Source organism: Tropicimonas marinistellae, from assembly GCF_001509585.1.
Lineage (GTDB): Bacteria > Pseudomonadota > Alphaproteobacteria > Rhodobacterales > Rhodobacteraceae > Tropicimonas > Tropicimonas marinistellae.
In genome coordinates, this window is sequence record NZ_LNCI01000006.1 from 72,807 (window position 1) to 96,625 (window position 23,819).

The following is a 23,819-nucleotide window of genomic DNA, read 5'->3' on the forward strand; positions in this document are numbered from 1 at the left end:
ATCACTCCGCCGAGGCCAGATCGAGCGCGCGCGGCTTGCCCGCGTATTCCTCGATCGCGCCGTCCAGCCAAGCGTCGTAGGCTTCCTGGCTCACGACCTTCACCGTAATCGGCATGTAGGCATGCGCAATACCGCAGAGTTCGGAGCACTGGCCGAAGTAAACTCCCTCTTCCTCGGCCTTGAACCACAGCTCGGCAAGGCGGCCGGGGACGGCATCCTGTTTCACGCCAAAGGCGGGGATCGTCCAGGCATGGATAACGTCTGTCGCCGTCACCTGCACCACGACCGTCTTGTCGACCGGCACGACAACCGCCGTATCGGTGGCCAGAAGGAAATGCTCCTTCTCGTAGCCGGCCTCTTCCAGTTGCGCGACGACCTCGTCGGTCAGCTTGTTCTCGGCATCGGCGCCGATCATGTAGCTGTCGAAGGAAAACTCGTGATCGGGGTATTCGTAGGTCCAGTACCACTGGTTGCCGATCGCCTTGATCGTAACATCGCCTTCCGGGATGATCTGCTGCTTGAACAGAACCGGCAGCGAGAACGCCCCGATGAAGATCAGGATGATGATCGGCACGATGGTCCAGGCGATCTCCAGCGGAGAATTGTGGGTGAACCGGGCAGGTTCGGCATTGGCGCGCCGGTTGTAGCGGACAAAGACAACCGCCACGAGCGCGAGGACGAAGAGTACGATTGCGGTAATGATATAAAGCAGAAGCCCGTCGAGCCACTGCAGGTCCCGCGCCAGTTCCGTCACTGCTGGCTGGAAGCCGATTCCACCTGGCACCGGAGCCCCGATGATCTCCAGTTCGCCCTGCGTGTCTTGTGCAAAGGCGGCGCCGGTTGCAGCAAGCCCGGCAAGGGCAGCTGCGAAGCCGCTCTTCAACGTGATACGTCGCATCAAATTCTTGTCCCGTTCGCTAGTCGGCATATGCCGAAACAGGTCCCCTCCCCCGGCGGCCGAAGCCTCCGGGCAAAGAGCCCGTTGTGTCCTTGGGTCTAGAGACCATATTACGAAAAACTGCACAACCCGGTGATTTGCGTCAACAAGTCACTTGCGAATTTGTCGATCAGTTGGAGACGCCCCTTGACCTCGACCGAGAATACACCTTTCCGCCCCTTTGAAACGCGGCTCGACCAGACCGAGGCGCTGCGCATCCTGCAAGAAGCCACGCAAGGCGCTGATGACGGGGAGATCTTCCTGGAGCGCCGCCGTTCCGAAGCGCTGGTGTTCGACGATGGCCGGCTCAAGACTGCGAGCTACGATGCCTCCGAAGGCTTCGGTCTGCGCGCGGTGCGCGGCGAAACGGCCGGCTACGCGCATTCCACGGAGATCAGCGAAAACGCGCTGCGTCGGGCCGCGGGAACGGCCCGGCTGGCGGTCGGCGACGGTGGCGGGTCACTGGCGGACGGACCTGCCGCGACGAATCGGCGCCTGTATTCCGACGACAATCCGATCGGCGACGCCGAGTTCCCGGTGAAGATCGAGACCCTGCGCGAGATCGACGCGTTCGCGCGCGACCTTGACCCGCGCGTCGTGCAGGTCTCCGCGACGGTGGCGGCATCGTTGCAGGAGGTGACCATCCTGAGACCCGACGGGACGATCGTTGCGGACAGCCGCCCGATGAGCCGCCTGAACGTCAGCGTTATCGTCGAGCACAACGGGCGGCGCGAACAGGGCGGAACCGGCGGCGGCGGTCGGGCTGGCCTCGATGGCCTGCTCGACCGCTCCCACTGGCAGGGTGTCACCCGAGAGGCACTGCGCATTGCGCTGGTCAACCTGGAGGCGGAACCCGCGCCCGCCGGCGTCATGGATGTGGTGCTTGGCCCCGGCTGGCCGGGGATCCTGCTCCACGAGGCCATCGGTCACGGGCTGGAGGGCGACGCCAACCGCAAGGGGACCTCCGCCTTTGCCGGGCTGATGGGGCAACGGATTGCCGCGCCGGGTGTGACCGTGCTTGACGACGGCACGATTCCCGATCGCCGGGGCTCGATCACCGTGGACGACGAGGGAACGCCCTCGCGGCGCAATGTGCTGATCGAGGACGGTATCCTCGTCGGCTTCATGCAGGACAGGCAGAACGCGCGGCTGATGGGCGTGGCGCCCACCGGGAACGGCCGGCGCGAAAGCTATGCCCACCCGCCCATGCCGCGCATGACGAACACCTACATGCTGGCCGGAGACGCCGCGCCGGCCGATATTCTGGCCGATCTGGAGGATGGGATCTATGCCGTGGGTTTCGGAGGCGGGCAGGTCGATATTACGAATGGCAAATTCGTCTTTTCCTGCACCGAGGCCTATCGCGTGACGGGCGGCAAGGTGGGCGCACCGGTCAAAGGCGCCACACTGATCGGCGACGGCCCGACGGCGTTGCAGCGAATCACCGCCATTGGAAACGACATGGCACTCGACCCCGGCATCGGCAATTGCGGCAAGGCTGGACAATGGGTTCCGGTCGGCGTCGGGCAGCCGACACTGCGCATCGGCGGGCTGACCGTCGGAGGCGCGGCCGCCTGACGCCCAGCCCCGGCCGGCAATGGCACGGACTCTTCGCGTTCCCCGCGCGGAATTCGTGCCGTTTCCCGGCGCCGTTTACGCCCGATTAACCCTTTCCCCGTAGCCATGATGTCAGCAAGAGACGGAGTGGCGACGGTTTGGACTTGTTTTCTTCCCCACCCCCCCTCGCACCACCCACCTCGGAAGGAACCAGACTTTCCTGGCTTCGTCTCTTGCGCTCCTATCGGGTGGGCACCTCGACCTTCTATCGCCTGATGGCCGAACACGATGGTGACGCGGCCGCCGCCCTTGCTGCCTTGCCGGGGATCGCGTCGGCAGCGGGCGTGCCGCGCTACACCACTTGTTCGGAGGAACGGGCCGCCGGTGAACTTGCCAGCGGGCAGCGGGCCGGTGCCGTTCCGGTCTTCATCGGGCAACCGGAGTATCCCGCCGCCCTCGCAGACCTGGCGGATGCGCCACCGATGCTCTGGGCAATCGGCGATCCGGCGCTGGCCTCCCGCCCCTGCATCGCCCTCGTGGGCGCCCGAAATGCCTCCAGCATCGGCCGACGCATGGCGCGCACCCTCGCGGCCGGTCTCGGCGGTGCGGACCGGGTCGTCGTCTCCGGTCTCGCCCGCGGGATCGACGCGGAAGCCCATGCCGCGGCGCTTCCCACCGGGACCATCGCGGTGGTGGCCGGCGGCGTGGATGTGATCTATCCGCGGGAGAATGCAGACCTGACCGCGCAGATCGCGAAACACGGGCTGATCCTGTCCGAAATGCCCGTCGGCATGCAGCCGCAGGCGCGGCACTTCCCGCGGCGGAACCGGATCATCTCCGGCCTCTCCCGCGCCGTCGTGGTGGTCGAGGCCGCCGCAAAGTCCGGCAGCCTGATCACGGCCCGCGACGCGCTCGATCAGGGGCGCGACGTCATGGCCGTCCCCGGCCACCCGTTTGACGCGCGCGCCTCCGGATGCAACCTGCTGATCCGGGATGGCGCCCCATTGGTGCGCGGCGTGGACGATATCCTGGCCGCGCTCGGGCCGACCCGACCTGAGCCTCCATTGGCAGCGGATGGGCACCGCCCTGCCCCGCGTCCGGCCCGTGCAGCGGCAGGCGCCAGCCGCAACATGCGGCCGCCCCCGCGACTGAACCCCGCCTCTCCCGCCTCCCCGGTCGACGAAGCCACGATCCGGGACCGAATCCTCTCGCTGCTCGGCACGGTGCCGCTGGCCGAAGATCAGCTCCTGCGCGACCTCGCCCTGCCCGGTCCCTCAGTGGCGGAGGAATTGCTGGCGCTCGAGATGGATGGGGCGGTCACGCGGCAACCCGGCGGCTTGCTCGCGCGCTCTGCCTGACCGCGGTTCAGGTGCCGCAGGTCCGGCTTCAAACCGCCGTGCATGGCAGGGTCGCCGCGCCGCCGCATTGACAACCATCCCAAGTCACCACATGTTCCGCCGCCAATTGCACATACCCCTTTGAAGGTCTGCCGAATGCCCGTCGTCGTCGTGGAATCGCCTGCCAAGGCCAAGACAATCAACAAATATCTGGGTGACGACTACATTGTTCTGGCGTCCTACGGGCATGTGCGCGACCTGCCACCGAAGGATGGATCGGTCGACCCGGAGAACGAATTCGACATGACCTGGGAGGTCGGAACCGATTCTCGCAAGCATGTGAAGGCAATCGCCGATGCGCTGAAAGACGACAACGCGCTGATCCTCGCCACCGACCCGGATCGCGAGGGAGAAGCGATTTCCTGGCACCTCGAAGAGACGCTGCGCAAGCGCCGCGCGATCAAGAAGGATACCGAGGTCAGCCGAGTCGTTTTCAACGCGATCACCAAGTCGGCCGTCACCGAGGCGATGAAGTCGCCCCGGCAGGTGGATCAGCCGCTGGTCGATGCCTATCTGGCCCGCCGGGCGCTCGATTACCTCGTCGGCTTCAACCTGTCGCCGGTGTTGTGGCGCAAACTGCCGGGCTCGCGGTCTGCGGGCCGCGTACAATCGGTCTGCCTCCGCCTGATCGTCGAGCGCGAGATGGAGATCGAAGCCTTCAAGCCGCAGGAATACTGGTCGGTCAAGGCGCTGCTGGAAACCCCGCGCGGCCAGAGCTACGAGGCGCGCCTGACCGTTCTCGGCGGAAAGAAGCTCGACAAGTTCGACCTCGCCAATGAAACGGCCGCCGAACTGGCGGTGCAGGCGATCACCTCGCGCGCCCTCACGGTCACGGCGGTGGAAGCCAAGCCGGCGACCCGCAACCCGTCCGCTCCCTTCATGACCTCGACCCTCCAGCAGGAGGCCAGCCGCAAGTTCGGCATGGGCGCCCGGGCGACGATGAACGCCGCGCAACGGCTCTACGAGGCCGGGCTGATCACCTACATGCGGACCGACGGGATCGACATGGCGCCGGAGGCGGTCATGGCGGCGCGCGATGCGATCCAGCAGCGTTACGGTGCGGATTACGTCCCCTCCTCGCCGCGGATGTACAAGAACAAGGCCAAGAACGCGCAGGAAGCCCACGAGTGTATCCGGCCGACCGACATGACGCGGGATGCGGCCAGCCTGAAGGTCTCCGAGGCCGATCAGCGCAAGCTCTACGACCTGATCTGGAAGCGGACCCTCGCCAGCCAGATGGCCGCCGCGAAACTGGAACGCACCACCGTGGAAATCGGCAGCGCCGATGGCCAGGTCGGGCTGCGCGCCACCGGGCAGGTCGTGCTCTTCGAAGGCTTCATGAAGGTCTACGAGGAAGGCCGCGACGATGTGAGCAGCGACGAGAATGACCGCCGCCTGCCGTCCATCATGCAAGGCGAGTCGGCAAAACCGGTGGCCCGGGGCCTCGCGGACGAATTCGCCAAGGCCGGCGCAAAGGCCGACGACAGCACCGTCGTGGAAGCGGCCGCGTCACCGGCAGCCGGCATCCAATCCAATGGCGCAGCACTCCTGTCGGAAAGCGGGGCGGTGCTGGGGCTGCAGCATTTCACCCAGCCGCCGCCGCGCTATACCGAGGCGACACTCGTGAAGCGGATGGAGGAGCTGGGCATCGGCCGGCCCTCGACCTACGCCTCCATCGTGACGACGATTCAGGATCGCGGCTATGTCCGCAAGGACAAGAACCGACTGTTCCCGGAGGACAAGGGCCGGTTGGTGATCGCCTTCCTGATGAACTACTTCCGCAAATACGTCGGCTACGACTTCACCGCCGGGCTTGAGGAAGAACTCGATCACGTCTCCGCCGGCGAAGCCGAGTACAAGGACCTGCTGGCTCGGTTCTGGCGCGATTTCTCCGCCGCAATCGCCGAGACCTCCGAACTGCGCATCACCGATGTGCTGGAGAAGATCAACGAGGTGCTGGAGCCGCATCTCTTCCCGCCCAACGAGGACGGCAGCGACCCGCGCGTCTGTCCCAACTGCGGCAACGGGCGGCTCTCCATGCGCACCGCGCGCTCTGGCGGCGCCTTCATCGGGTGCTCGAACTATCCGGAATGCCGGTACACCCGCCCCTTCGGCCCACCGGGCACGGAGGAATCCGGCATCGGGCCGGACGGGAAGCTTCTGGGCGAGGACAACGGCGACAAGATCACCCTGCGCGACGGGCGTTTCGGCCACTACGTCCAGCGCGGCGAAGCCACCGAAGAGCAACCGAAACCGCCACGTTCCAGCCTGCCCAAGGGATGGCGGGCCGAGGACATGGACCTGCAAAAGGCGCTCACGCTTCTGAGCCTGCCCCGCGAGGTGGGTGATCATCCCGAGGGCGGGATGATCCTGACCAATTTCGGCCGCTTCGGACCCTACATTGCCCATCAGGCGCCGGGGGAAGAGAAGCCGGTCTACGTCAATCTCAAGGACCCCGCCGAGGTATTTGACCTTGGCATGAACCGGGCGGTGGAGATGCTGGCCGAGAAGCGCGCCAACCCGGGCGGGCGCGGGCGCACGGCGGCAAAGCCGCTCAAGGAGTTGGGCGAGCATCCCGACGGCGGGCCGGTCAATGTCATGGAAGGCCGCTACGGGCCCTATGTGAAATGGGAAAAGATCAACGCCACCTTGCCCAAGGAAACCGATCCGCAAACGGTGACGATGGACCAGGCGGTGGAGCTGATTGCCGAGAAAGCCGCCAAGAAGGGTGGTCGGAAGAAAGCCGCCAGCAAGTCAGGCACCAAGAAAAAGACCGCCGCGCGCAAAACCGGCGCGAAATCCAAGACGGCCGCCGACGGGCCGAAGGACGCAGCGGAATGACGACAGGGCGCAGCAACCAGACCTGCGCCCCACCTCCCTGTCAGGAAAGCGCGCCGCAAGCGTCCAGGGGCGGATTTGCAGCCAGGTATGCGGCCAGCGAATCCTGTTGGCTGCCATCGACGACCCGGTACCGGGAACTCGCCACCGCGGTCGAGAAGCGACCGGCGTAGTACCGCGCTTCCGCATGCTCCACGACAAAGACCGTGACGGTGTTCTGACCGCCGCGCAGAAGCAGGTTGTTCAACGCGTCTTGGTAGTCGACCCAATCGTCCGGGTACTCATCCGTCACGAAGACGATATGGGCACATTGATACCCGTTGTCGCTGATGCTCTGAAAAGCCGACCCCAGAAGTGAGCCCTGGTGCCCTCGCGGGGCCGACCGGACCTGACTGGCGAGCTGGGCGCCGCTGCCGTACCCTTCGCGGATCTTGCCGGAATTCCACATGATGAGTTCCGCGTCGGGATATTGACCGGATGCGAAGACATCGAGCAGCGCTTCCTTTGCGCGGTCAATACGCTTTCCGGAGGCGACGGGGTAATCCATGCTGCCCGACACGTCGAGCAGGAAAATCGTGTAGGGCTCGGCCTGAACCGCCGGAGCCGCTGTTGCGCAGAAAAGCGCGGTCGCAATGGATGCCAGGATCTTCATCGGAACGTCCCTTTTTCAAGGTTGGTTCCTCCCTGCCTCCGGACGATAAAGCGCCACCGCCCGCATGGAAGTCAGATGCGTATTTTATTGGCAGTATCTCCATTGCTGACCAAGAGATTGGCGCGGATTCCTAGAAATCGCATATGGATTAATCAACCTGAGATTGAAAGCCGCCCAAATCCGCCGCACCGATTCCTCACGCCCCGCCGAAAAACCGCCGAACGCCGCGAGGTCGGCGCTCCGAAATCCGACGCGGTGGTGCGCCCGCGCGAAACCGCCGTCACTGGATGCTTGCCCGGGGTGGAAACTGTGCGGTTGCAGCATTCATTTGACAGCGACCGGTTCGGTGGGCACAAACCTCTTCCTAAAGGGACAACGGGAGGTTCTTCATGAACAAGGTCTACGGCAGCGCCGCCGAGGCGCTGGACGGATTGCTGCACGACGGCATGTTGATCGCCGCGGGCGGTTTCGGGCTCTGCGGCATCCCCGAATTGCTGATCGCCGCAATTCGGGACAGCGGGGTGCAAAACCTCACCGTCGCCTCGAACAATGCCGGCGTCGACGATTTCGGCCTGGGCGTGTTGCTGCAGACGCGGCAGGTGAAGAAGATGATGTCGTCCTATGTCGGCGAGAACGACCTGTTCATGCAGCAATACCTGTCCGGCGAGCTGGAACTGGAGTTCAACCCGCAGGGCACGCTCGCCGAGCGGATGCGGGCGGCCGGCTGCGGCATCCCGGGCTTCTACACCAAGACCGGCGTCGGCACTGTGGTGGCCGAGGGCAAGGAACACAAGGAGTTCGGCGGCGAGACCTATATCCTCGAAGAGGGCATCTTTGCCGATCTCAGCATCGTGAAGGCCTGGAAGGCCGACCCGACCGGCAATCTCGTCTTCCGCAAGACGGCGCGCAACTTCAACCCGCCGGCAGCGATGTGCGGCAAGACCTGCGTGGTGGAGGTCGAGGAAATCGTCGAGACCGGCTCGCTCGATCCTGACACGATCCACCTGCCCGGCATCTACGTCCACCGCCTGATCCAGGGCGAGCACGAGAAGCGCATCGAACAGCGCACCATTCGCCAGAAGGAGAGCGCGTAATGCCCTGGGATCGCAATCAGATGGCCGCCCGCGCCGCGCAGGAGCTGGAAGACGGCTGGTACGTGAACCTTGGCATCGGCATCCCGACGCTGGTGGCAAACTACATCCCCGACGGCATCGAAGTGACGCTGCAATCGGAAAACGGCATGTTGGGCATGGGGCCCTTCCCCTACGAGGACGAGATCGACGCCGACCTGATCAATGCCGGCAAGCAGACGATCACCGAATTGCCGCAGACGGCCTATTTCGACAGCGCGCAGAGCTTCGGCATGATCCGCGGTGGCAAGATCGCCATGGCGATCCTCGGCGCGATGGAAGTGGCCGAGAACGGCGACCTCGCGAACTGGATGATCCCCGGAAAGCTGGTCAAGGGCATGGGCGGGGCGATGGACCTCGTCGCCGGTGTCGGCCGCGTGGTGGTGGTGATGGACCATACCAACAAGCGGGGCGAGTCGAAGGTGCTGAAGGACTGCACCCTGCCGCTCACCGGCAAGAGTGTTGTCGACCGCATCATCACCAACCTCGGCGTGCTCGACGTGGTCGAGGGCGGGTTGAAGATCGTCGAAACGGCGCCGGGCGTGACCGAAGACGACATGCGCGCTGCCACCGAAGCGACCATCGTCTGAACGGGCGGCGGGCGGGCACTCCCGCCCCCTTCCGATGCGCCACAGGCGCACCGACAGGCGTTGGGCCGGGCCGCGCGCGAAGCGCGCGGCTTGCCTCCGGTGGGACCCGAGCGCGCGGGCACGATTCCAGCGCCGCTTTCGGGAAACAATTTCATATTGCCGCCCCATTTCGTTGCTAGGCCGGCGCCAATGGCACCGATGACCGAAACCTCCCGCTTTGCCGCCCCTCCGCGGATGCGCTCCCGGCGCCTGCGGGACGGGATGTTCGTTGCCGGGCTTCTGCTGTTGTTCCTCGTCGGACTGGGCGGGCTGGCCGCCGCGACGGGCTGGGAGGAAACCCTTGCGCAGCTTCGCGGACTGGCCTTCGCCGAGATCGCGCTCCTGCTGCTTCTCTCGCTGGTCAACTACCTCTTGCGCGGCACACGCTGGCACATCTTCACCCGCACCCTCGGCATCCCGACGACGCTCGTACAGGACCTGCGCCATTTCATCGGGGGCTTCGCGATGACGGTCACGCCGGGCCGCGTGGGCGAGTTGATCCGCATGCGCTGGCTCAGCCGGGAGACCGGATGGAGCGCCGAACGCACGGCCCCGCTCGTTCTGGTGGACAGGGCGGCCGACCTTGCGACGATGGCAATTCTTCTCGGCGCGGCGCTGGCCCTGTCGACTGCGGGGATATCCGGTGCGCTCCCGATTGCGATCCTCGCGTTGCTGGCCGCCTATATCGCCACCCATCCCCGGCTTCTGGCCTGGTGCGTCACCCAGACCTACCGCGGCCTCGGGCGCTGGCCCCGGGTCTTCGGCCGGATCCGGCAGTCGGTCCGCGCGCTGCGGCATTTCACACGCCCGGCGGTTCTCGCCCCGGCCCTGGCACTCGGCGCCGCCGGATGGCTCGCGGAGGGGCTCGCCTTTCACCTGCTGCTCGTCTGGATGGGGGCGGACATCGGGTTCTGGACCGCGCTTGGCATCTTCGTCTTCTCGACGCTCGCCGGCGGGCTCACCGGCGCGCCGGGCGGCATGGGCGGGGCAGAGGCAGCCATGATCGCCCTGCTGAAGCTCCAGGGCATTCCGCTGGAAATCTCGGTTCCCGCCACGGCGGTGATCCGGCTGACGACGCTGTGGTTCGCGATATTGCTGGGGCTGCTGGTGCTCCCGCTCGCCGAACGCACATCCAAGAGGGCTGCAATCGATGTGGAAAACCGCTGAATACACCGGCTGGGGCCGGTTCTACCGCGCAAAGGGAGAGCTGGCGCGCCCGGAACGTGCCTCCGCACTCGACCGGATAGCGGGCGAAGCCCCCTGCCCGGCCATCGGTCAACGACGCTCCTACTCTGACGGTTGCCTGAACACCCGCGGCCGCGCCATCGCGACGGACCGGCTCGACCGGATGCTCGGCTTCGACGAGGAAACCGGGGTTCTGGACGTCGAGGCCGGCTGCCGCCTCAGCGAGATCCTGCGGTTCTTCGCGCCGCGCGGCTGGTTGCCCACGGTTCTCCCGGGCACGGGGTTCGCCACTGTCGGCGGTGCCATCGGCATGGATGTGCACGGCAAGAACCATCACCACGTGGGGAGTTTCGGCCAGCACGTCACCGGGTTGACCCTGCACCATCCGGACGGACGCCGGGAGGTCCTCCCCGGTGATCCGCTGTTTGCCGCCACGATCGGCGGGATGGGGCAGACCGGCCCGATCGGCTCCGCGCGGCTACAGATGCAACCGGTCAAGGGACCGGTGATGATGGTTACGGAACGCCGCGTGCCCGACCTCGACAGCTATCTGGAACTCTTCGACACGACCGAGGCGACCTATACGGTCGGCTGGATCGACGCGACCGCCACCGGCGGCAATCTCGGCCGCGGGATCTTCGAGGAAGGCGAAACCGGCGCCGGGCTCGTGCCGCCCGCGAAGCGCGGCAAACGTATCCCCATGGACGCACCGAACTTCGCGCTGTCCGGTCCCGTCGTGCGCGGTTTCAATGCCGCCTACTATCGCCGGATCCCGGATCGCGGGCGGACCGTCGTGAAACCGCTCGAAGACTTCTTCTTTCCGCTGGACAAGATCTTCGACTGGAACCGCCTCTACGGCAAACGCGGGTTCCACCAGTTCCAATGCGTCGTGCCGCTTGCCGCGCGCGATGTCCTGCGCGAGATGCTGACGAAGGTCAGCGCCTCCGGTCTCGCGTCGCCGCTCGCGGTGCTCAAGCGCATGGGGCCCGGGCGTGCGGGCATGATGTCTTTCCCCACGGAGGGCTACACGCTGGCGGTGGATTTCCCGGCGCGCGACCAGGCGGCCGAGATGATCCGCCGGCTGATCGCGATGGCAACCGAGGCCGGCGGGCGTGTCTACCTGGCCAAGGATGCCTTTGCCACCGCCGCGCAGATGGACGCGATGTATCCCGAACGCGCAGACTGGGCGGCCTTGTGCAATGGCCTCGACCCGGACCACGCCTATGAAACCGACCTGATCCGCCGACTGGACCTGAGGGCAGAACGATGACCGACGCCACCACAGAAACCTGGCTGATCCTTGGGGCGACCTCCTCCATGGCGCGGGCGCTGGCCCGAAAGCTCGCGGAACGCGGTGCGGGCCTCCTCCTGGCCGGGCGCGACATGGACGACCTGCAGGCCACCGCCGCCGATTGCAGCTTTCACAACGCGTCCTGGGCGGAGGCGATCCGCTTCGATGCCCGTGACCCGGAAAGCTTCGGGCCGATCGTGGACCGGATGCAGGCGGAGACCGGCACGTTGAACGTGGCCGTCTTCGTCGGATCGATGCCGCCGCAGGAGGAGATCGACGCACAGCCGGAGATGATCGACGGTGTGGTCAGCGACAGCTTCACCGGCCCTGCCCGCCTCGTTCACGCCCTGGCACCGCTGCTGGAGGCGCGCGGCAGCGGCACAATCGTCGGCGTGGGGTCGGTTGCCGGGGACCGCGGCCGCGTGGGCAACTACGTCTACGGCGCGGCGAAGGCCGGGTTCCACACCTATATGTCGGGGCTGCGCAACCGGCTGACGCGGTCCGGCGCCCATGCCGTGACCGTCAAGCCCGGCTTCGTGGACACGGCAATGACCTGGGGGCTCGACGGCATGTTCCTCGTGGCCCCGCCCGACGCGGTGGCCGACGCGATCCTGACGGCGGAGCGCAAACGGAAGAACGTGATCTACACGCCCTTCTTCTGGCGCTACATCATGATGATCATTCGCGCAGTGCCCGAACCGATCTTCAAGAAACTGTCGATTTGACCGTCAATTCCCGGCACTTGCCACGGCCTGCGACCCGCGCTGGAAGACACAGCCGTCCGAAACGAGCTGCGGTTGCGACTGGCACAGGCCCTTGGCAACGTTCCAGGCGGCCACGACCTTCGGCACGTAGTCCCGCGTCTCGGCATAGGGCGGGATGCCCTGGTGCTCGCGCACCGCGTTCTCGCCCGCGTTGTAGCCGGCGAGCGCCATGATGGGATCACGGTCGAAATGCTTCAGCAGCCAGTCGAGATAGGCGATTCCGCCCTTGATGTTCTGAATCGGGTCGGTGCGGTCGGTGACGCCGAAGCGTTCCGCGGTTGCCGGCATGAGCTGCATCAGCCCCGTTGCCCCCGCCGAACTGACCGCGGCCGTTCTCCCGGCACTTTCCACGCCGATCACCGCCAGCGCCAGCGCTGGCGACACGCCCGTGCCCACGGTCGCCTTCAGGATCTCGGCACCATGCGCATCGGCAATGGCCTGCAAGTTGGCCAGTCGCGGGGCCTTGACCGACGCGCCGCCGGGGCCGTTGCGCAACGCGGCAACGGCGGTCTCCATGCGTCCGGATGTGCTGTCCGAGAGCCGTGGCGAAATCAACTCCCAGTACCAGTCGTAGGTGGACGCCACGGCTTTCGTCTCCGCCTCGCCGGCGGGGATTGCCTCCGTCGGGGCCGCGCGCACGACCGGGATCGGGTTTTCGGGCGCCGCAGGAACCGCCGGGTTGATCGCGAGGAGACGCGCCTGCTCTGCCGGATCGATCTGGACCAAGATGCGCTTGCCGGCTGTCGCGGACGCCCCCACCTTCACGCGCTTGAACGTGAAATCCTTCTCGCCGCCGGATTCCTGAGCAGTAACCTGCGTGATCGACGCAACCACGCCGAACACGGCGGCCCATCCGGCGCGGCGGAAAAGAGTTTTCATTTTGAAGCCTGCTCGATGCGATTTTTTCCGAATCCTCGCAGAATCGATCTGTGCAGGCCAGCATGAAGGCGGGAATCCATCAAGAAAACTTGAGAATCCGGGCGTTCTGGCCACAGGCCGGCGGCGATTCTGACCGCAACCAATACGGCGTTAATTATTTGGAAAGTCTCTGCAATGTACCAACAAGGAACGATACACGCCAAAGTCTTGCCGCATTCCAAGGGCTAATTATAGCCATGCCAAGCGGGGATCGAGCCTAACAGAGAGGCTGGCTCGAAACGATCCGAACTGGCGGGAAAACTGAGCGAAACAACCTTTCTGGAGTGTACCAATGAAACTGTTCAACCTGATCAAGACCTTCCGCAAAGACGAAGACGGCGCCGTGACCGTTGACTGGGTCGTGCTGACCGCCGCCATCGTTGGCCTCGGCATCGCCGTACTGGCCGCTGTCTCCTCCGGCGTCGAAAACCTGTCCGGCGACATCTCGAGCCAGCTGAGCGCCCAGAACATCGACTCGACCTTCTAAGGTCGCTAAGCGAATCGTTCGGATCGAAGGTCGCGCCCATTCGGTGGGCGCGGCTTTCGCGTTTTTCAAGCGTAACTTACGAAAAATTCCGTTTCCGTCAGACCGCCGCGTTTTCCACCCGAAAGCGCCTGTTTACCACTTTTATGCCACATTGTTCCCCGACACAGATGCCGACCGTCGTGGATTCCGGCCGGGTGTGTGGACGGCACCGCGATGGGATAGGAGTTGTGTAATGATACGATTAATCCGACGTTTCTTTCGGCAACAAGATGGATCCGTGACCCTGGACTGGATTGTGCTGACCGCAGGCGCTATCGCCTTGGCGCTAGGTGCTGCGAGCATGTTCCTGGGCGGCGGCGAGAAACACTCGAATTCGATGGCAACGACCATATCCGTCCGTCCCGCGGAGCACTGACGCCAACCGCGTCCACTGCACCAACGCTGCCACCGATCTCTCTGGCGCCGCCGCGATCGCGCGATTGGCATCAGGTTTCACGTCCGCTCCATCCGTCGGCCACGCTTCTGCCGCATTGCTGTTCGAACGTCGAAACAGACACGCCGCAGGCGCGCTTTGTCGACTTGCGGGAAAGAATAAGAGAAAGGACACGACATGCGATTGGTGTTTGCGCTGGTCCTGATAGTGGGTATCGGGCTGGCGGGTTTCGCCGTCTACATGGCGCAGGACTACATGTCTCGCATGAGCGCCGAACGCGACGCACTTCTGGCGGCGCAACAGGCGGCCCCGCCAATGGTGGATGTTGTCGTCATCACGGCGGACAAGGCCTACGGTCAGAAACTGACCCGCGATGACGTGAAATGGATGCGATGGCAGAAGGACAGCTTGCCGGAAGGCGCCTTCGTTCGCGATCCGGAGGAGATTACGGGCGTCGCGGTTCGAAAAGGGTCAGACCTGTTTCCCGATGCGCAAGCGGAGCGCTACGTCATCACGTCAATGCAGAAGTTCGAACCGCTGCTGGCGGCGAAGGTCACCGATCCCGGAGAGGATGCGGGCATTACATCCCGTCTCGGGCGCGGCATGCGTGCGTTTGCCATCCGTGTCGATGTGACGTCCGGTGTGTCCGGCTTCCTGCGCCCGGGCGATCGGGTCGACGTCTACTGGACAGGCAGCGCCGCGACCAGTTCGGAGAACCTCGGCGAGATCACCAAGCTGATCGAGACCAATGTCAAACTGATCGCCATCGACCAGATTGCCGACAAGGCGCGTTCCGCGCCGGTGATCGCGCGGACCGTGACCGTCGAGGCCACGCCGCATCAGGTCGCGTCGCTGGCGCAGGCGCAGTCGACCGGACGGCTCACGCTGTCGCTGGTCGGCGCGGAGGACGACACCATCGCGGAAGTGAGCCAGGTGGACCAAAAGGCGCTGCTCGGCCTTGTCGAAAAGGCACCTGAAGTCGTTCAGCAGAAGCAGGTCTGCACGACGAAGATCCGCCGTGGCGCCGATGTCATCGAACAGGAGATCCCCTGCGTTAACTGACAGACGCCGGGAAGGCCCTTGTTTACAGTGCGCTAGCACGATTCGAACCCGCGACAGTCCCCGACTGTTGCGGGTTCACTACATCAGGTTCCGGGCGCAATATCCTGATTCTTGCAATAAATCACAAATGACGGCAGGGTGGGACATGATGCGGGCAATAAGACCCGCCCCAATTACGTGATCGAGAGGCAGGGTCACAATGACAGTCAAGACGCTTGTGCAAGCGGGTCTACTCGGCCTTGCAATTGCGAGTATAGCTCCCCTTACCCCGGCAAGTGCCGAGACCCTTCGCGTCTCCGGCGGAGCCGTGCAGAGGGCGCTTCAGGTTCCCATGAATCGCGCCGTTGTCGTTGAAAGCGACATGGTATTTGCAGAACTCTCCATCGCCAATCCCGGCATCGCGGATATCTCGACGCTCTCGGAGCGCTCGATCTACGTGCTCGGCAAGGCGCCTGGACGAACCACGCTGACGCTCCTGGCGCCCGACGGGTCGCTGATCACCAATGTCGAAGTGCAGGTGACGGCAGATGTGGGCGAGTTGAAGGAACGCCTGCGGGAGGTCCTTCCCGGCGAAGCCATCGAAGTACGTCCGGCAAATGACGGCATCGTGCTTTCCGGCACCGTGACCAGTGCGCAGGCACTCGACCGGGCCATCGACCTGGCGAACCGCTACGCGCCCGATCGCGTGTCCAACCTGATGATGGTCGGAGGCACGCAACAGGTCATGATGAAGGTCCGCTTCGCCGAGATGAGCCGGTCCGTGCGCAAGTCGCTGGGCTTCTCCGCGGCACTGCAGGGCACGGGCGACAACGGCAGCATCGGCTATCAGGGCGGAACCGGCGGCTACATCGGCTCGCTTGCCGACGGCGGCGCAGGCGTCACCCTCGACGCCGACACGCAGGGCGCCTTCCAGATCGGCTTCGGCTACGGCGATGTCGAATTCTCCATGCTCATCGAGGCCCTGGAATCCAAGGGCTTCGTCCGCACCTTGGCGGAACCGAACCTGAGTGCCCTGTCCGGCCAGGCGGCGAGCTTCCTCGCCGGTGGCGAATACCCCGTGCCGTCGCGCGACGGCGACGGCAACGTCACGGTCTACTACAAACCCTTCGGCATCGTGCTCAACATGACGCCGCGGGTGATCGGCGACAATATCAACCTCAACCTCAAGGCGGAGGTCAGCCAGCTCGACACGTCGATCGGCATCACCGACGCAGGCTTCTCGATCTCGGGTTTCTCGACCCGCAAGACCGAAAGCACCGTCGAAATGCGTGACGGCGAGAGCTTCGCGATTGCCGGCCTGCTGGAAGACGACTTCACCGATCTCAGCACCCAGATCCCCTGGCTCGGCGACGTTCCGGTGCTCGGCTCGCTGTTCCGCAGCGCCGATTACCAGCGCCAGCAATCCGAACTGGTGATCATCGTGACCGCGCATCTTGTCACGCCGACCCGCGGCGATGTGCTGGCCCTTCCGACGGACCGCGTCCGGCCGCCGACGGAAAACCAGCTGTTCATGCGCGGCATAACCTCGGTGACCAACCGTCCGATCACTGGCGGCGCCGGAGAGGTCGCACGACAGGACTTCACCGGGTCCTACGGCTACGTGATGGAGTGAGACAGATGAAAACGAGCCTCACGATTCTGGCCCTCGGAACCGCGCTGACCCTCTCCGCCTGCGGAAGCTACTGGAACGAGGAGGCCGGCGCCTCCCTCGACCAGGGCGAGTTCGGAAATGCGACGATGAACAACCAGCTGGCGCAGACCTGCCGGAAGATGACGTCCTACAATGTCGAGAAATACGGCAATCCGCTCTCCGCTGGCTGTCCGGGCCGCGAACAGGATGGAAAATACGCCATGTTCGCCTATCAGGAGACGATCACGAGCGCCACGGAACTGCCGCCCGAGATCATCCAGGGCGCGAGCTCCCGCGAACAGTAGCGAGATCGCCCAAACGGCTTTTCTGGCAAGCGGCGTCGCCCCAACGGGCGGCGCCGTTAACCATTTGAAAGCACGCGTCAGACTAGTTCGCGAGCCGAAACAGAAATGTCATTCCCGGCCAACAGGCGTCGTACTTCGCACAAATTCGATATTCTGGCCCCAATTTCGCCCGGTTTCCCAAACACACAGAAGATCAGGAGTAGTGTGCGCGTTTCGCGGACACGAGTGACGTGATCGGTAGACCGTATTCCGCACAGGCCATGTCCTGCGCGATGTATCGAACCGGGTGCGTCTTCTGACGAAGGGCGAGACAGAAAATGACAAGTAGTGTGGCATTACAACCCGAGCCCGCGCCGGTGGCCGCTTGCACGGTCAGCCGCGATGTGCAGGCATTCGACCTTCTGATCGAGGACATGGAGACCGAACTCGGAGAGAGTTGGGGCGATCTTTCCTTCGAGGATGCGATCGCCTTTCTCGAACAACCCGATTCCGAGGCCCTGGAGTTCTTCGCCGTCGCGATGAATGCCCAGGACGAAGGCGAACTGGCCCTGATCGGGGAATTGATCGCTTTGTCGAAGGACCGTGGCGTAAAGGTCATCCTGATCGCCGAAGACGTGAGCCCGAGCGTCCTTCACCAGCTTCTCAAGACCGGGGCGAACGACTTCCTGCCCTACCCGCTTCCCGAAGGCGCGCTTCACGAGGCAATCGTCCGCATTCGGACGCCGGAACCGGAAGTTGCCGCGCCGGCGAACGGGGCCAACGGGCTGGCCGCAAGAGCGGGCGGCTCGCATGACGGGGCGATCTTCGCGACCCATGGTCTTGCCGGCGGTGTCGGCGCAACGACCTTTGCGGTGAACCTCGCGTGGGAACTGGCCACGAAGGAGAAAAAGGACGGTCCGCGGGTTTGCCTGCTGGATCTCGACTTCCAGACCGGATCGGTTTCCACCTATCTGGACCTGCCGCGCCGCGACGTCGTCTACGAGCTTCTCTCCGACACCTCGGCCATGGATGCGGACAACTTCCTGCAAGCCATGCAGACGTTCAACGACCGGCTGCACGTCCTTACGGCGCCGGCTGACATGTTGCCCCTCGACATTGTCGGGCCCGAGGATATCGCCACCCTGCTCGACATCGCACGCGCGAATTTCGACGTGGTGATCGTCGACATGCCGAAGACGCTGGTCGCCTGGACCGAGACGGTGCTGAGCCACGCCAATGTCTACTTCGCCGTGCTCGAACTGGACATGCGGTCCGCGCAGAATGCCCTGCGGTTCATGCGCCTGCTCAAGGGCGAGGATCTTCCGTACGAGAAACTGCGGTTCGCTCTGAACCGCGCGCCGCGCTTCACCGATCTTCAGGGGAAGGCCCGCGTGAAACGCATGGCCGAAAGCCTGGACATCGACATCGAACTGATGCTGCCCGACGGGCAGAAGCAGGTGGCGCAGGCCTGCGATCACGGCCTGCCGCTTTCGGAAAACGCGGGCAAGAACCCGCTCCGCAAGGAGATCGCGAAACTGGCGGCCTCCCTGCATGAACTGGTTGGCTCCGAAATCGAGGGTGGCTGATGCGGGATCGGCACGAGGCAAAGGGTTGAGATATGTTTTCACGCTATAAGAAACCTACCGAATCCGCCAAGGCGCCCCCCAGCGCACGGGCGGAAATCGCCGCCCACAAGCCGGTTGAGCGCGCCGCGCGCAAACCCGCGACACCCGCCAAGTCCAAGGTGGCCGCGCAGCCCGTGCCCGTCGACAAGGAAGCCAAGCGCAAGGAGCGCCTGTCCGAAGTCAAGGTCGAACTGCACAAGCTGCTTCTGGACAACCTGAACCTGGCCGCGCTCGAAACCGCCTCCGAGCAGGAACTGAAGCAGGAGATCGCCTCCATCGCCGCGGAAGGGCTGGAGGAACTGGCAGTCGTTCTGAACAAGGACGAGCGGTCCAAACTGCATCAGGATCTTTTCGACGAAGTCAAAGGGCTCGGTCCGCTGGAGCCGCTTCTGCAGGACGACACCGTCAACGATATTCTCGTGAACGGCCCGAAGCAGATCTTCATCGAACGGGCCGGTAAGCTGGAACTGTCCTCGATCACCTTCAAGGACGAGAAGCACCTTCTTCGGATCATCGACAAGATCGTCTCCGCCGTAGGCCGCCGCGTCGACGAATCGAACCCCTATGTGGACGCCCGCCTTGCCGACGGCTCGCGTTTCAACGCCATGGTGCCGCCGATCGCGGTGGATGGCTCGCTGGTCTCGATCCGGAAGTTCAAAAAGGACAAGCTCGGCGTCGACGACCTGGTGAAGTTCGGCGCCTTCACCGAGGAGATGGCCGCCTATCTGCAGGCCGCCGTCGCCTGCCGCCTCAACGTGATCGTGTCGGGCGGTACCGGTTCTGGTAAGACGACCACGCTCAACGCGCTGTCGAGCTTCATCGACAATTCCGAACGCATCCTCACCATCGAGGATACGGCTGAACTTCAGCTCCAGCAGACCCACGTGGGCCGAATGGAAAGCCGGCCCGCTAACGTGGAGGGCAAGGGCCAGGTCAGCCAGCGGGATTGTCTCAAGAACGCGCTGCGGATGCGCCCCGACCGCATCATCGTCGGTGAGACGCGCGGCGAAGAGGTCATCGACATGCTGCAGGCCATGAACACCGGCCACGACGGCTCGATGACCACGATCCACGCCAACTCCGCCCGCGACGCCGTCAGCCGCCTTGAGAACATGATCGCGATGGCGGGGATCGAGATGCCGCTCAAGGCCGTGCGCAGCCAGATCGCATCGGCGGTGAACCTGATCGTGCAGGCCTCGCGCCTTCAGGACGGTTCGCGCCGGATGGTGTCGATCACCGAGATCACCGGCATGGAAGGCGAGGTCATCTCGATGCAGGAGGTGTTCCGCTACGAACGTCTCGGCCTGCAAAACGACGGCAAGATCATCGGGCGCTTCAATGCCACGGGCGTCCGTTCCTTCTATTCCGACCGGTTCAAGCAGTGGGGCTATGACCTGCCCGCCGCGATTTACGAACCGATCGTTGCGGAGTAACGGCTCATGCAAATCTCTGCGGAACCACTCATCTACGGACTGATCTTCGTCGCCGTCCTGGTGCTGGTCGAAGGGCTCTACCTGACCGCCTTCGGCAAGTCGATCAGCCTGAACAACAAGGTCAATCGCCGGCTGGAGCTGCTCGAGAAGGGCGGCGCCCGCGAGGAGGTTCTGGAACAGCTCCGCAAGGAGATGACCCAGCACATGAATGCCAACGGCATTCCGCTCTACTCGATCCTCGCGGACAAGGCGCAAAAGGCGAACATCGCCTTCTCCCCCAGCCAGCTTGTCCTGATCATGGTTGTCCTGTCCGGTGTCGCATTCGCCGGTCTCACCCTGGCAACGCAGGCCGGCCTCGCGGTGCGCATCGTCGTCGCGCTGGCAATGGGCGTCGGCGCTGTCTACATCTGGGTGAACAACAAGGCCAAGAAGCGCCTCGGCCTGATCGAGGAACAGCTGCCGGACGCCGTCGAACTGATGGTGCGCAGCCTACGTGTCGGCCACCCCTTCTCCTCGGCGGTGAACATCGTCGCGCGGGAGGTTCCCGACCCGCTCGGCAGCGAATTCGGCGTGATCGCCGACGAAAGCGCCTACGGCCGCGATATCTCCGAAAGCCTGAAGGCACTGGCGGAACGCATGGACATGCAGGATCTCAGGTTCCTCGCCGTCGCCGTCACCATCCAGCAGCAATCGGGCGGCAACCTCGCCGAGATCCTCGACGGGCTGGCCAAGGTCATCCGCGCCCGCTTCAAGCTGTTCCGGCGCGTGAAGGCGATCACCGCGGAGGCGAAATGGTCGGGCATGTTCCTGTCGGTCTTCCCGATCCTGGCACTCGTCGCGATCAACGTGATCCAGCCGGACTACTATGCGGACGTGAAGGAAACCTCGGCCTTTATTCCGGCCTGCCTGATCGTCGGAACCTTCCTGGTCGTGAACGTGATCTTCATGAAGATCATGGTCAACATCAAGGTCTGAGAGGCGAACATGGAACTGCTCATCTCCGCGAACGACTGGCTGGTTGACAGGTTTGGCGAACTCGGCCCGCTCTACGCGGTTGGCGTGCTGGGCGTTCTGCTCGTCGCGCTGACCCTGCCGGTCTTCCTCAAGCGCCAGGCCGACCCGCTCGACAAGCTCAAGAACCAGGGGTCCCGGCAGGGCGCGCGCGGCGGCAAGGACGGCAAGGCGGCGCTGCGCTACGACAACGGCAAGGCGGCCAAACTCGACAAATACGCGAGTTTCCTCGAACCGCAGGACGAAAAGGAAATGTCCTCCGCCCGCCTGAAGATGCTTCAGGCCGGCTACCGCTCGAAATCCGCGGTGCGCACCTACCACTTCGCGCAGTTTGCGCTCGGTGTCGGCTTCCTGATCCTCGGCATCCTCTACGCGATCGTCAGTTCGACAACCGGCGAGGTGACGACACAGGCGCTGATCCTGTCCATCATCATCCCCGGCGCGGTCGGCTACTATATCCCGAAATACTGGGTGAACCGCCGCCTGCAGACCCGGCAGCAGGAGATCACCAACGGTTTCCCGGATTCGCTCGACATGATGCTCGTCTGCGTCGAGGCCGGCCAATCCCTCGAACAATCGATCATCCGCGTCTCCAAGGAACTGCGCGCCGGCTTCCCGGCGCTGGCCGACGAATACGAGATGGTCGCGCACGAGATGAAGGCCGGCAAGGACAAGGTGCAGGTGCTCAAGGACATGGCGGAGCGTGCCGGCGTCCCGGATGTCGCCTCCTTCGTGACCGTGCTCATCCAATCCGCGAGCTTCGGTACGTCGATCGCGGAGGCGCTCCGCGTCTATGCCTCGGAAATGCGTGACAAACGGGTGATGCGCGCGGAAGAAAAGGCCAACGTCCTGCCGACGAAGCTGACGCTCGGGACGATGATGTTCACCGTTCCGCCGCTGCTGATCATTCTCATCGGGCCATCGATCTACGAGATCGCGCAGACGCTGTCGGGCAACGGCGGCGGCTTCTGAGGCGCCGCGCCGGGTGGCGTCGCTTTTGCCACACCCCGGGCGGATCGCGCCAACGTGGTGCGCCCGCCCTTGGAGCCGAGGCCCGATCACGCAAGACTGCACGCGCACGCCCCACCCGCGCGGAAGGCCCACACATGCTCCGTACCGCTGCGCCGCTGCTCGCGCTTCTTCTGACCCTTTCCGCTTGCGGCGAGGATCCCCGCCTTGAACCGCTGAACGAAGGCCCGCCTGCGCCCCCCGGCGTCGAAACCGTCGACGATGCCGTCGACGGGCTCATCGTCGGGCACCGGCTGATGGCGGCGGGCGAATACGAACTCGCGCTCAAGGAATATCTGCGGGCCGGCGCGGAGCACGGTCTGAACGCCGATGTGCTCTCCGCGCTCGGGTCCGCCAACCTGAAACTCGGCCGCCTCGGACAGGCCGAACGCCTGCTTCGCCGGGCGACGGAGGAAGACGAAGACTTCGCCGCGGCCTGGAACAATCTCGGCGTCGTGCTGATGGAACAGGGCGAGGTCGGCGAAGCCGCGCAGGTGTTCCGCGCGGCCTTCGCGCTGGACAGTGGCGAAAGTGCCGAAATTCGCGAAAACCTGACCTCCGCGCTCGCAAAACTCCAAAATCCTGCGTACACTTCCGAAAACACAACAAACTTCGAGCTGGTGCGCCGGGGGAGCGGAAAATACCGCCTGCTGAGCACACCCTGAGGCAGACCGAGCAGAAAAGGACGCACAAAAATGCGCCGTTCCACCCTTGTCGTGCTGTGCATTGGCAGCGCCATGGCCCTTTCCGCTTGTCAGAAGGCGAGCGATAGCGAAGTCGACCGCGCCATCCAGAGCGTGAACGCGATCGACGACAACAATCTCAGCGACATCATGCTGACCGTGGCCGATCCCAATGAGGCAGTGAGCTACTTCAAGCGCACCTCCGCCCAGAGCCCGGACCGGATCGACCTGCAGCGGAACCTGGCAAAGAGCCTCGTGCGCGCCAAGCACAATACCGAGGCCACCGCTGTCTGGGGCCGGGTCGCCGCGCACCCCGACGCGACCAACGCCGACAAGGTCGATTATGCCGACGCACTCATCCGCGCTGGCAACTGGGACAGGGCCGAGCAGGTGCTCGACGGCGTGCCCCCGACCCACGAAACCTTCAAGCGCTACAAGCTCGAAGCGATGATCGCCGACAAGAACAAGGAGTGGAAGAAGTCCGACAGCTTCTACGAGACAGCCATCGGCCTGACCACCAAACCCTCCGCGGTTCTGAACAACTGGGGCTATTCCAAGCTCACCCGCGGCGACTACCGCGAGGCGGAGCGGCTGTTCGGTGAGGCGATCCAGTACGACCCGAAGCTCTTCACCGCGAAGAACAACCTGATCCTCGCCCGTGGCGCGCAGAACAACTACCAGATGCCGATTGTCGACATGACGCAGATCGAACGCGCGCAACTCCTGCACACGCTGGCTCTGACCGCGATCAAGCAGGGCGATGTGACCATGGGGCGGTCTCTCCTGCAGGATGCCATCGACACGCACCCGCAACACTTTGAGGCAGCCGTCCATAGCCTGAACGCGCTCGACGGCGCGAACTAGC

General features: G+C 64.4%; 21 protein-coding genes. 18 read left to right on the plus strand and 3 right to left on the minus strand.

What is annotated here, in order from left to right; translation table 11 throughout:
* Position 1: 1 nt before the first annotated feature.
* Positions 2–898 carry a cytochrome c oxidase subunit II gene (gene coxB, locus ARC39_RS13670; RefSeq protein WP_068115660.1) on the minus strand — a complete coding sequence of 299 codons (897 nt, stop codon included), beginning with the start codon at positions 896–898 and terminating at the stop codon, positions 2–4.
* A 186-nt stretch (positions 899–1,084) separates the two neighbouring features.
* Between coxB and tldD the strand changes: the two genes are divergently transcribed.
* The 3 genes from tldD (at position 1,085) to topA (ending at position 6,732) form a co-directional block, all read left to right on the plus strand.
* Positions 1,085–2,515: a metalloprotease TldD gene (tldD, locus tag ARC39_RS13675; protein WP_068115352.1), complete on the plus strand. Its 1,431-nt coding sequence runs from the start codon at positions 1,085–1,087 to the stop codon at positions 2,513–2,515.
* A gap of 212 nt (positions 2,516–2,727) precedes the next feature.
* On the plus strand, positions 2,728–3,852 hold the full coding sequence (gene dprA, locus ARC39_RS13680; RefSeq protein ID WP_078059261.1) for a DNA-processing protein DprA: 1,125 nt from the start codon (positions 2,728–2,730) through the stop codon (positions 3,850–3,852).
* Between the two features lie 135 nt (positions 3,853–3,987).
* On the plus strand, positions 3,988–6,732 hold the full coding sequence (topA, locus tag ARC39_RS13685; RefSeq protein ID WP_068115353.1) for a type I DNA topoisomerase: 2,745 nt from the start codon (positions 3,988–3,990) through the stop codon (positions 6,730–6,732).
* A gap of 40 nt (positions 6,733–6,772) precedes the next feature.
* Here the strand turns inward: topA and ARC39_RS13690 are convergent, their stop codons facing one another.
* Positions 6,773–7,381: a vWA domain-containing protein gene (locus ARC39_RS13690; RefSeq protein WP_068115355.1), complete on the minus strand. Its 609-nt coding sequence runs from the start codon at positions 7,379–7,381 to the stop codon at positions 6,773–6,775.
* Between the two features lie 389 nt (positions 7,382–7,770).
* Between ARC39_RS13690 and ARC39_RS13695 the strand changes: the two genes are divergently transcribed.
* The 5 genes from ARC39_RS13695 (at position 7,771) to ARC39_RS13715 (ending at position 12,341) form a co-directional block, all read left to right on the plus strand.
* A complete protein-coding gene (locus ARC39_RS13695) occupies positions 7,771–8,475 on the plus strand; it encodes a CoA transferase subunit A (protein WP_068115357.1) in 705 nt (234 codons plus the stop codon).
* A complete protein-coding gene (locus ARC39_RS13700) occupies positions 8,475–9,101 on the plus strand; it encodes a 3-oxoacid CoA-transferase subunit B (RefSeq protein WP_068115359.1) in 627 nt (208 codons plus the stop codon). Before ARC39_RS13695 ends, ARC39_RS13700 begins: the two co-directional genes overlap by 1 nt.
* A 189-nt stretch (positions 9,102–9,290) precedes the next feature.
* A complete protein-coding gene (locus ARC39_RS13705) occupies positions 9,291–10,307 on the plus strand; it encodes a lysylphosphatidylglycerol synthase transmembrane domain-containing protein (RefSeq protein WP_236545262.1) in 1,017 nt (338 codons plus the stop codon).
* Complete coding sequence (locus ARC39_RS13710) at positions 10,291–11,595, plus strand: FAD-binding oxidoreductase (protein WP_068115361.1); 1,305 nt, start codon at positions 10,291–10,293, stop codon at positions 11,593–11,595. Before ARC39_RS13705 ends, ARC39_RS13710 begins: the two co-directional genes overlap by 17 nt.
* Complete coding sequence (locus ARC39_RS13715; protein WP_068115362.1) at positions 11,592–12,341, plus strand: SDR family NAD(P)-dependent oxidoreductase; 750 nt, start codon at positions 11,592–11,594, stop codon at positions 12,339–12,341. The genes ARC39_RS13710 and ARC39_RS13715 overlap by 4 nt, the downstream gene beginning before the upstream one ends.
* A gap of 3 nt (positions 12,342–12,344) precedes the next feature.
* Here the strand turns inward: ARC39_RS13715 and ARC39_RS13720 are convergent, their stop codons facing one another.
* Positions 12,345–13,259 carry a lytic transglycosylase domain-containing protein gene (locus ARC39_RS13720; protein WP_068115367.1) on the minus strand — a complete coding sequence of 305 codons (915 nt, stop codon included), beginning with the start codon at positions 13,257–13,259 and terminating at the stop codon, positions 12,345–12,347.
* Between the two features lie 331 nt (positions 13,260–13,590).
* On the opposite strand from ARC39_RS13720, the gene ARC39_RS13725 reads away from it, so the two are divergent.
* From ARC39_RS13725 to ARC39_RS13775, 10 genes are all read left to right on the plus strand, one after another.
* The gene (locus ARC39_RS13725; RefSeq protein ID WP_068115369.1) at positions 13,591–13,785 is read left to right on the plus strand and encodes a Flp family type IVb pilin; all 195 of its coding nucleotides are present in this window, start codon (positions 13,591–13,593) and stop codon (positions 13,783–13,785) included.
* 610 nt (positions 13,786–14,395) lie between these two features.
* Complete coding sequence (cpaB, locus tag ARC39_RS13735) at positions 14,396–15,280, plus strand: Flp pilus assembly protein CpaB (RefSeq protein WP_068115374.1); 885 nt, start codon at positions 14,396–14,398, stop codon at positions 15,278–15,280.
* 199 nt (positions 15,281–15,479) lie between these two features.
* Positions 15,480–16,892 carry a type II and III secretion system protein family protein gene (locus tag ARC39_RS13740; RefSeq protein ID WP_068115376.1) on the plus strand — a complete coding sequence of 471 codons (1,413 nt, stop codon included), beginning with the start codon at positions 15,480–15,482 and terminating at the stop codon, positions 16,890–16,892.
* Between the two features lie 5 nt (positions 16,893–16,897).
* Positions 16,898–17,215 carry a hypothetical protein gene (locus ARC39_RS13745; protein WP_068115382.1) on the plus strand — a complete coding sequence of 106 codons (318 nt, stop codon included), beginning with the start codon at positions 16,898–16,900 and terminating at the stop codon, positions 17,213–17,215.
* Between the two features lie 317 nt (positions 17,216–17,532).
* On the plus strand, positions 17,533–18,780 hold the full coding sequence (locus ARC39_RS13750) for a CpaE/TadZ family protein (RefSeq protein WP_068115383.1): 1,248 nt from the start codon (positions 17,533–17,535) through the stop codon (positions 18,778–18,780).
* A gap of 32 nt (positions 18,781–18,812) precedes the next feature.
* Positions 18,813–20,252 carry a TadA family conjugal transfer-associated ATPase gene (locus tag ARC39_RS13755; protein ID WP_068115385.1) on the plus strand — a complete coding sequence of 480 codons (1,440 nt, stop codon included), beginning with the start codon at positions 18,813–18,815 and terminating at the stop codon, positions 20,250–20,252.
* Positions 20,253–20,258: 6 nt separating this feature from the next.
* Positions 20,259–21,227 carry a type II secretion system F family protein gene (locus tag ARC39_RS13760; RefSeq protein ID WP_068115388.1) on the plus strand — a complete coding sequence of 323 codons (969 nt, stop codon included), beginning with the start codon at positions 20,259–20,261 and terminating at the stop codon, positions 21,225–21,227.
* Positions 21,228–21,236: 9 nt separating this feature from the next.
* Entirely contained in the window at positions 21,237–22,235 is a 999-nt protein-coding gene (locus tag ARC39_RS13765) for a type II secretion system F family protein (protein ID WP_068115389.1), read from the plus strand.
* Between the two features lie 134 nt (positions 22,236–22,369).
* Positions 22,370–22,936 carry a tetratricopeptide repeat protein gene (locus ARC39_RS13770; RefSeq protein ID WP_068115390.1) on the plus strand — a complete coding sequence of 189 codons (567 nt, stop codon included), beginning with the start codon at positions 22,370–22,372 and terminating at the stop codon, positions 22,934–22,936.
* Between the two features lie 30 nt (positions 22,937–22,966).
* Positions 22,967–23,818, plus strand: a complete 852-nt coding sequence (locus ARC39_RS13775; protein WP_068115391.1) for a tetratricopeptide repeat protein — start codon at positions 22,967–22,969, stop codon at positions 23,816–23,818.
* The last annotated feature ends 1 nt before the right edge of the window (position 23,819 follow it).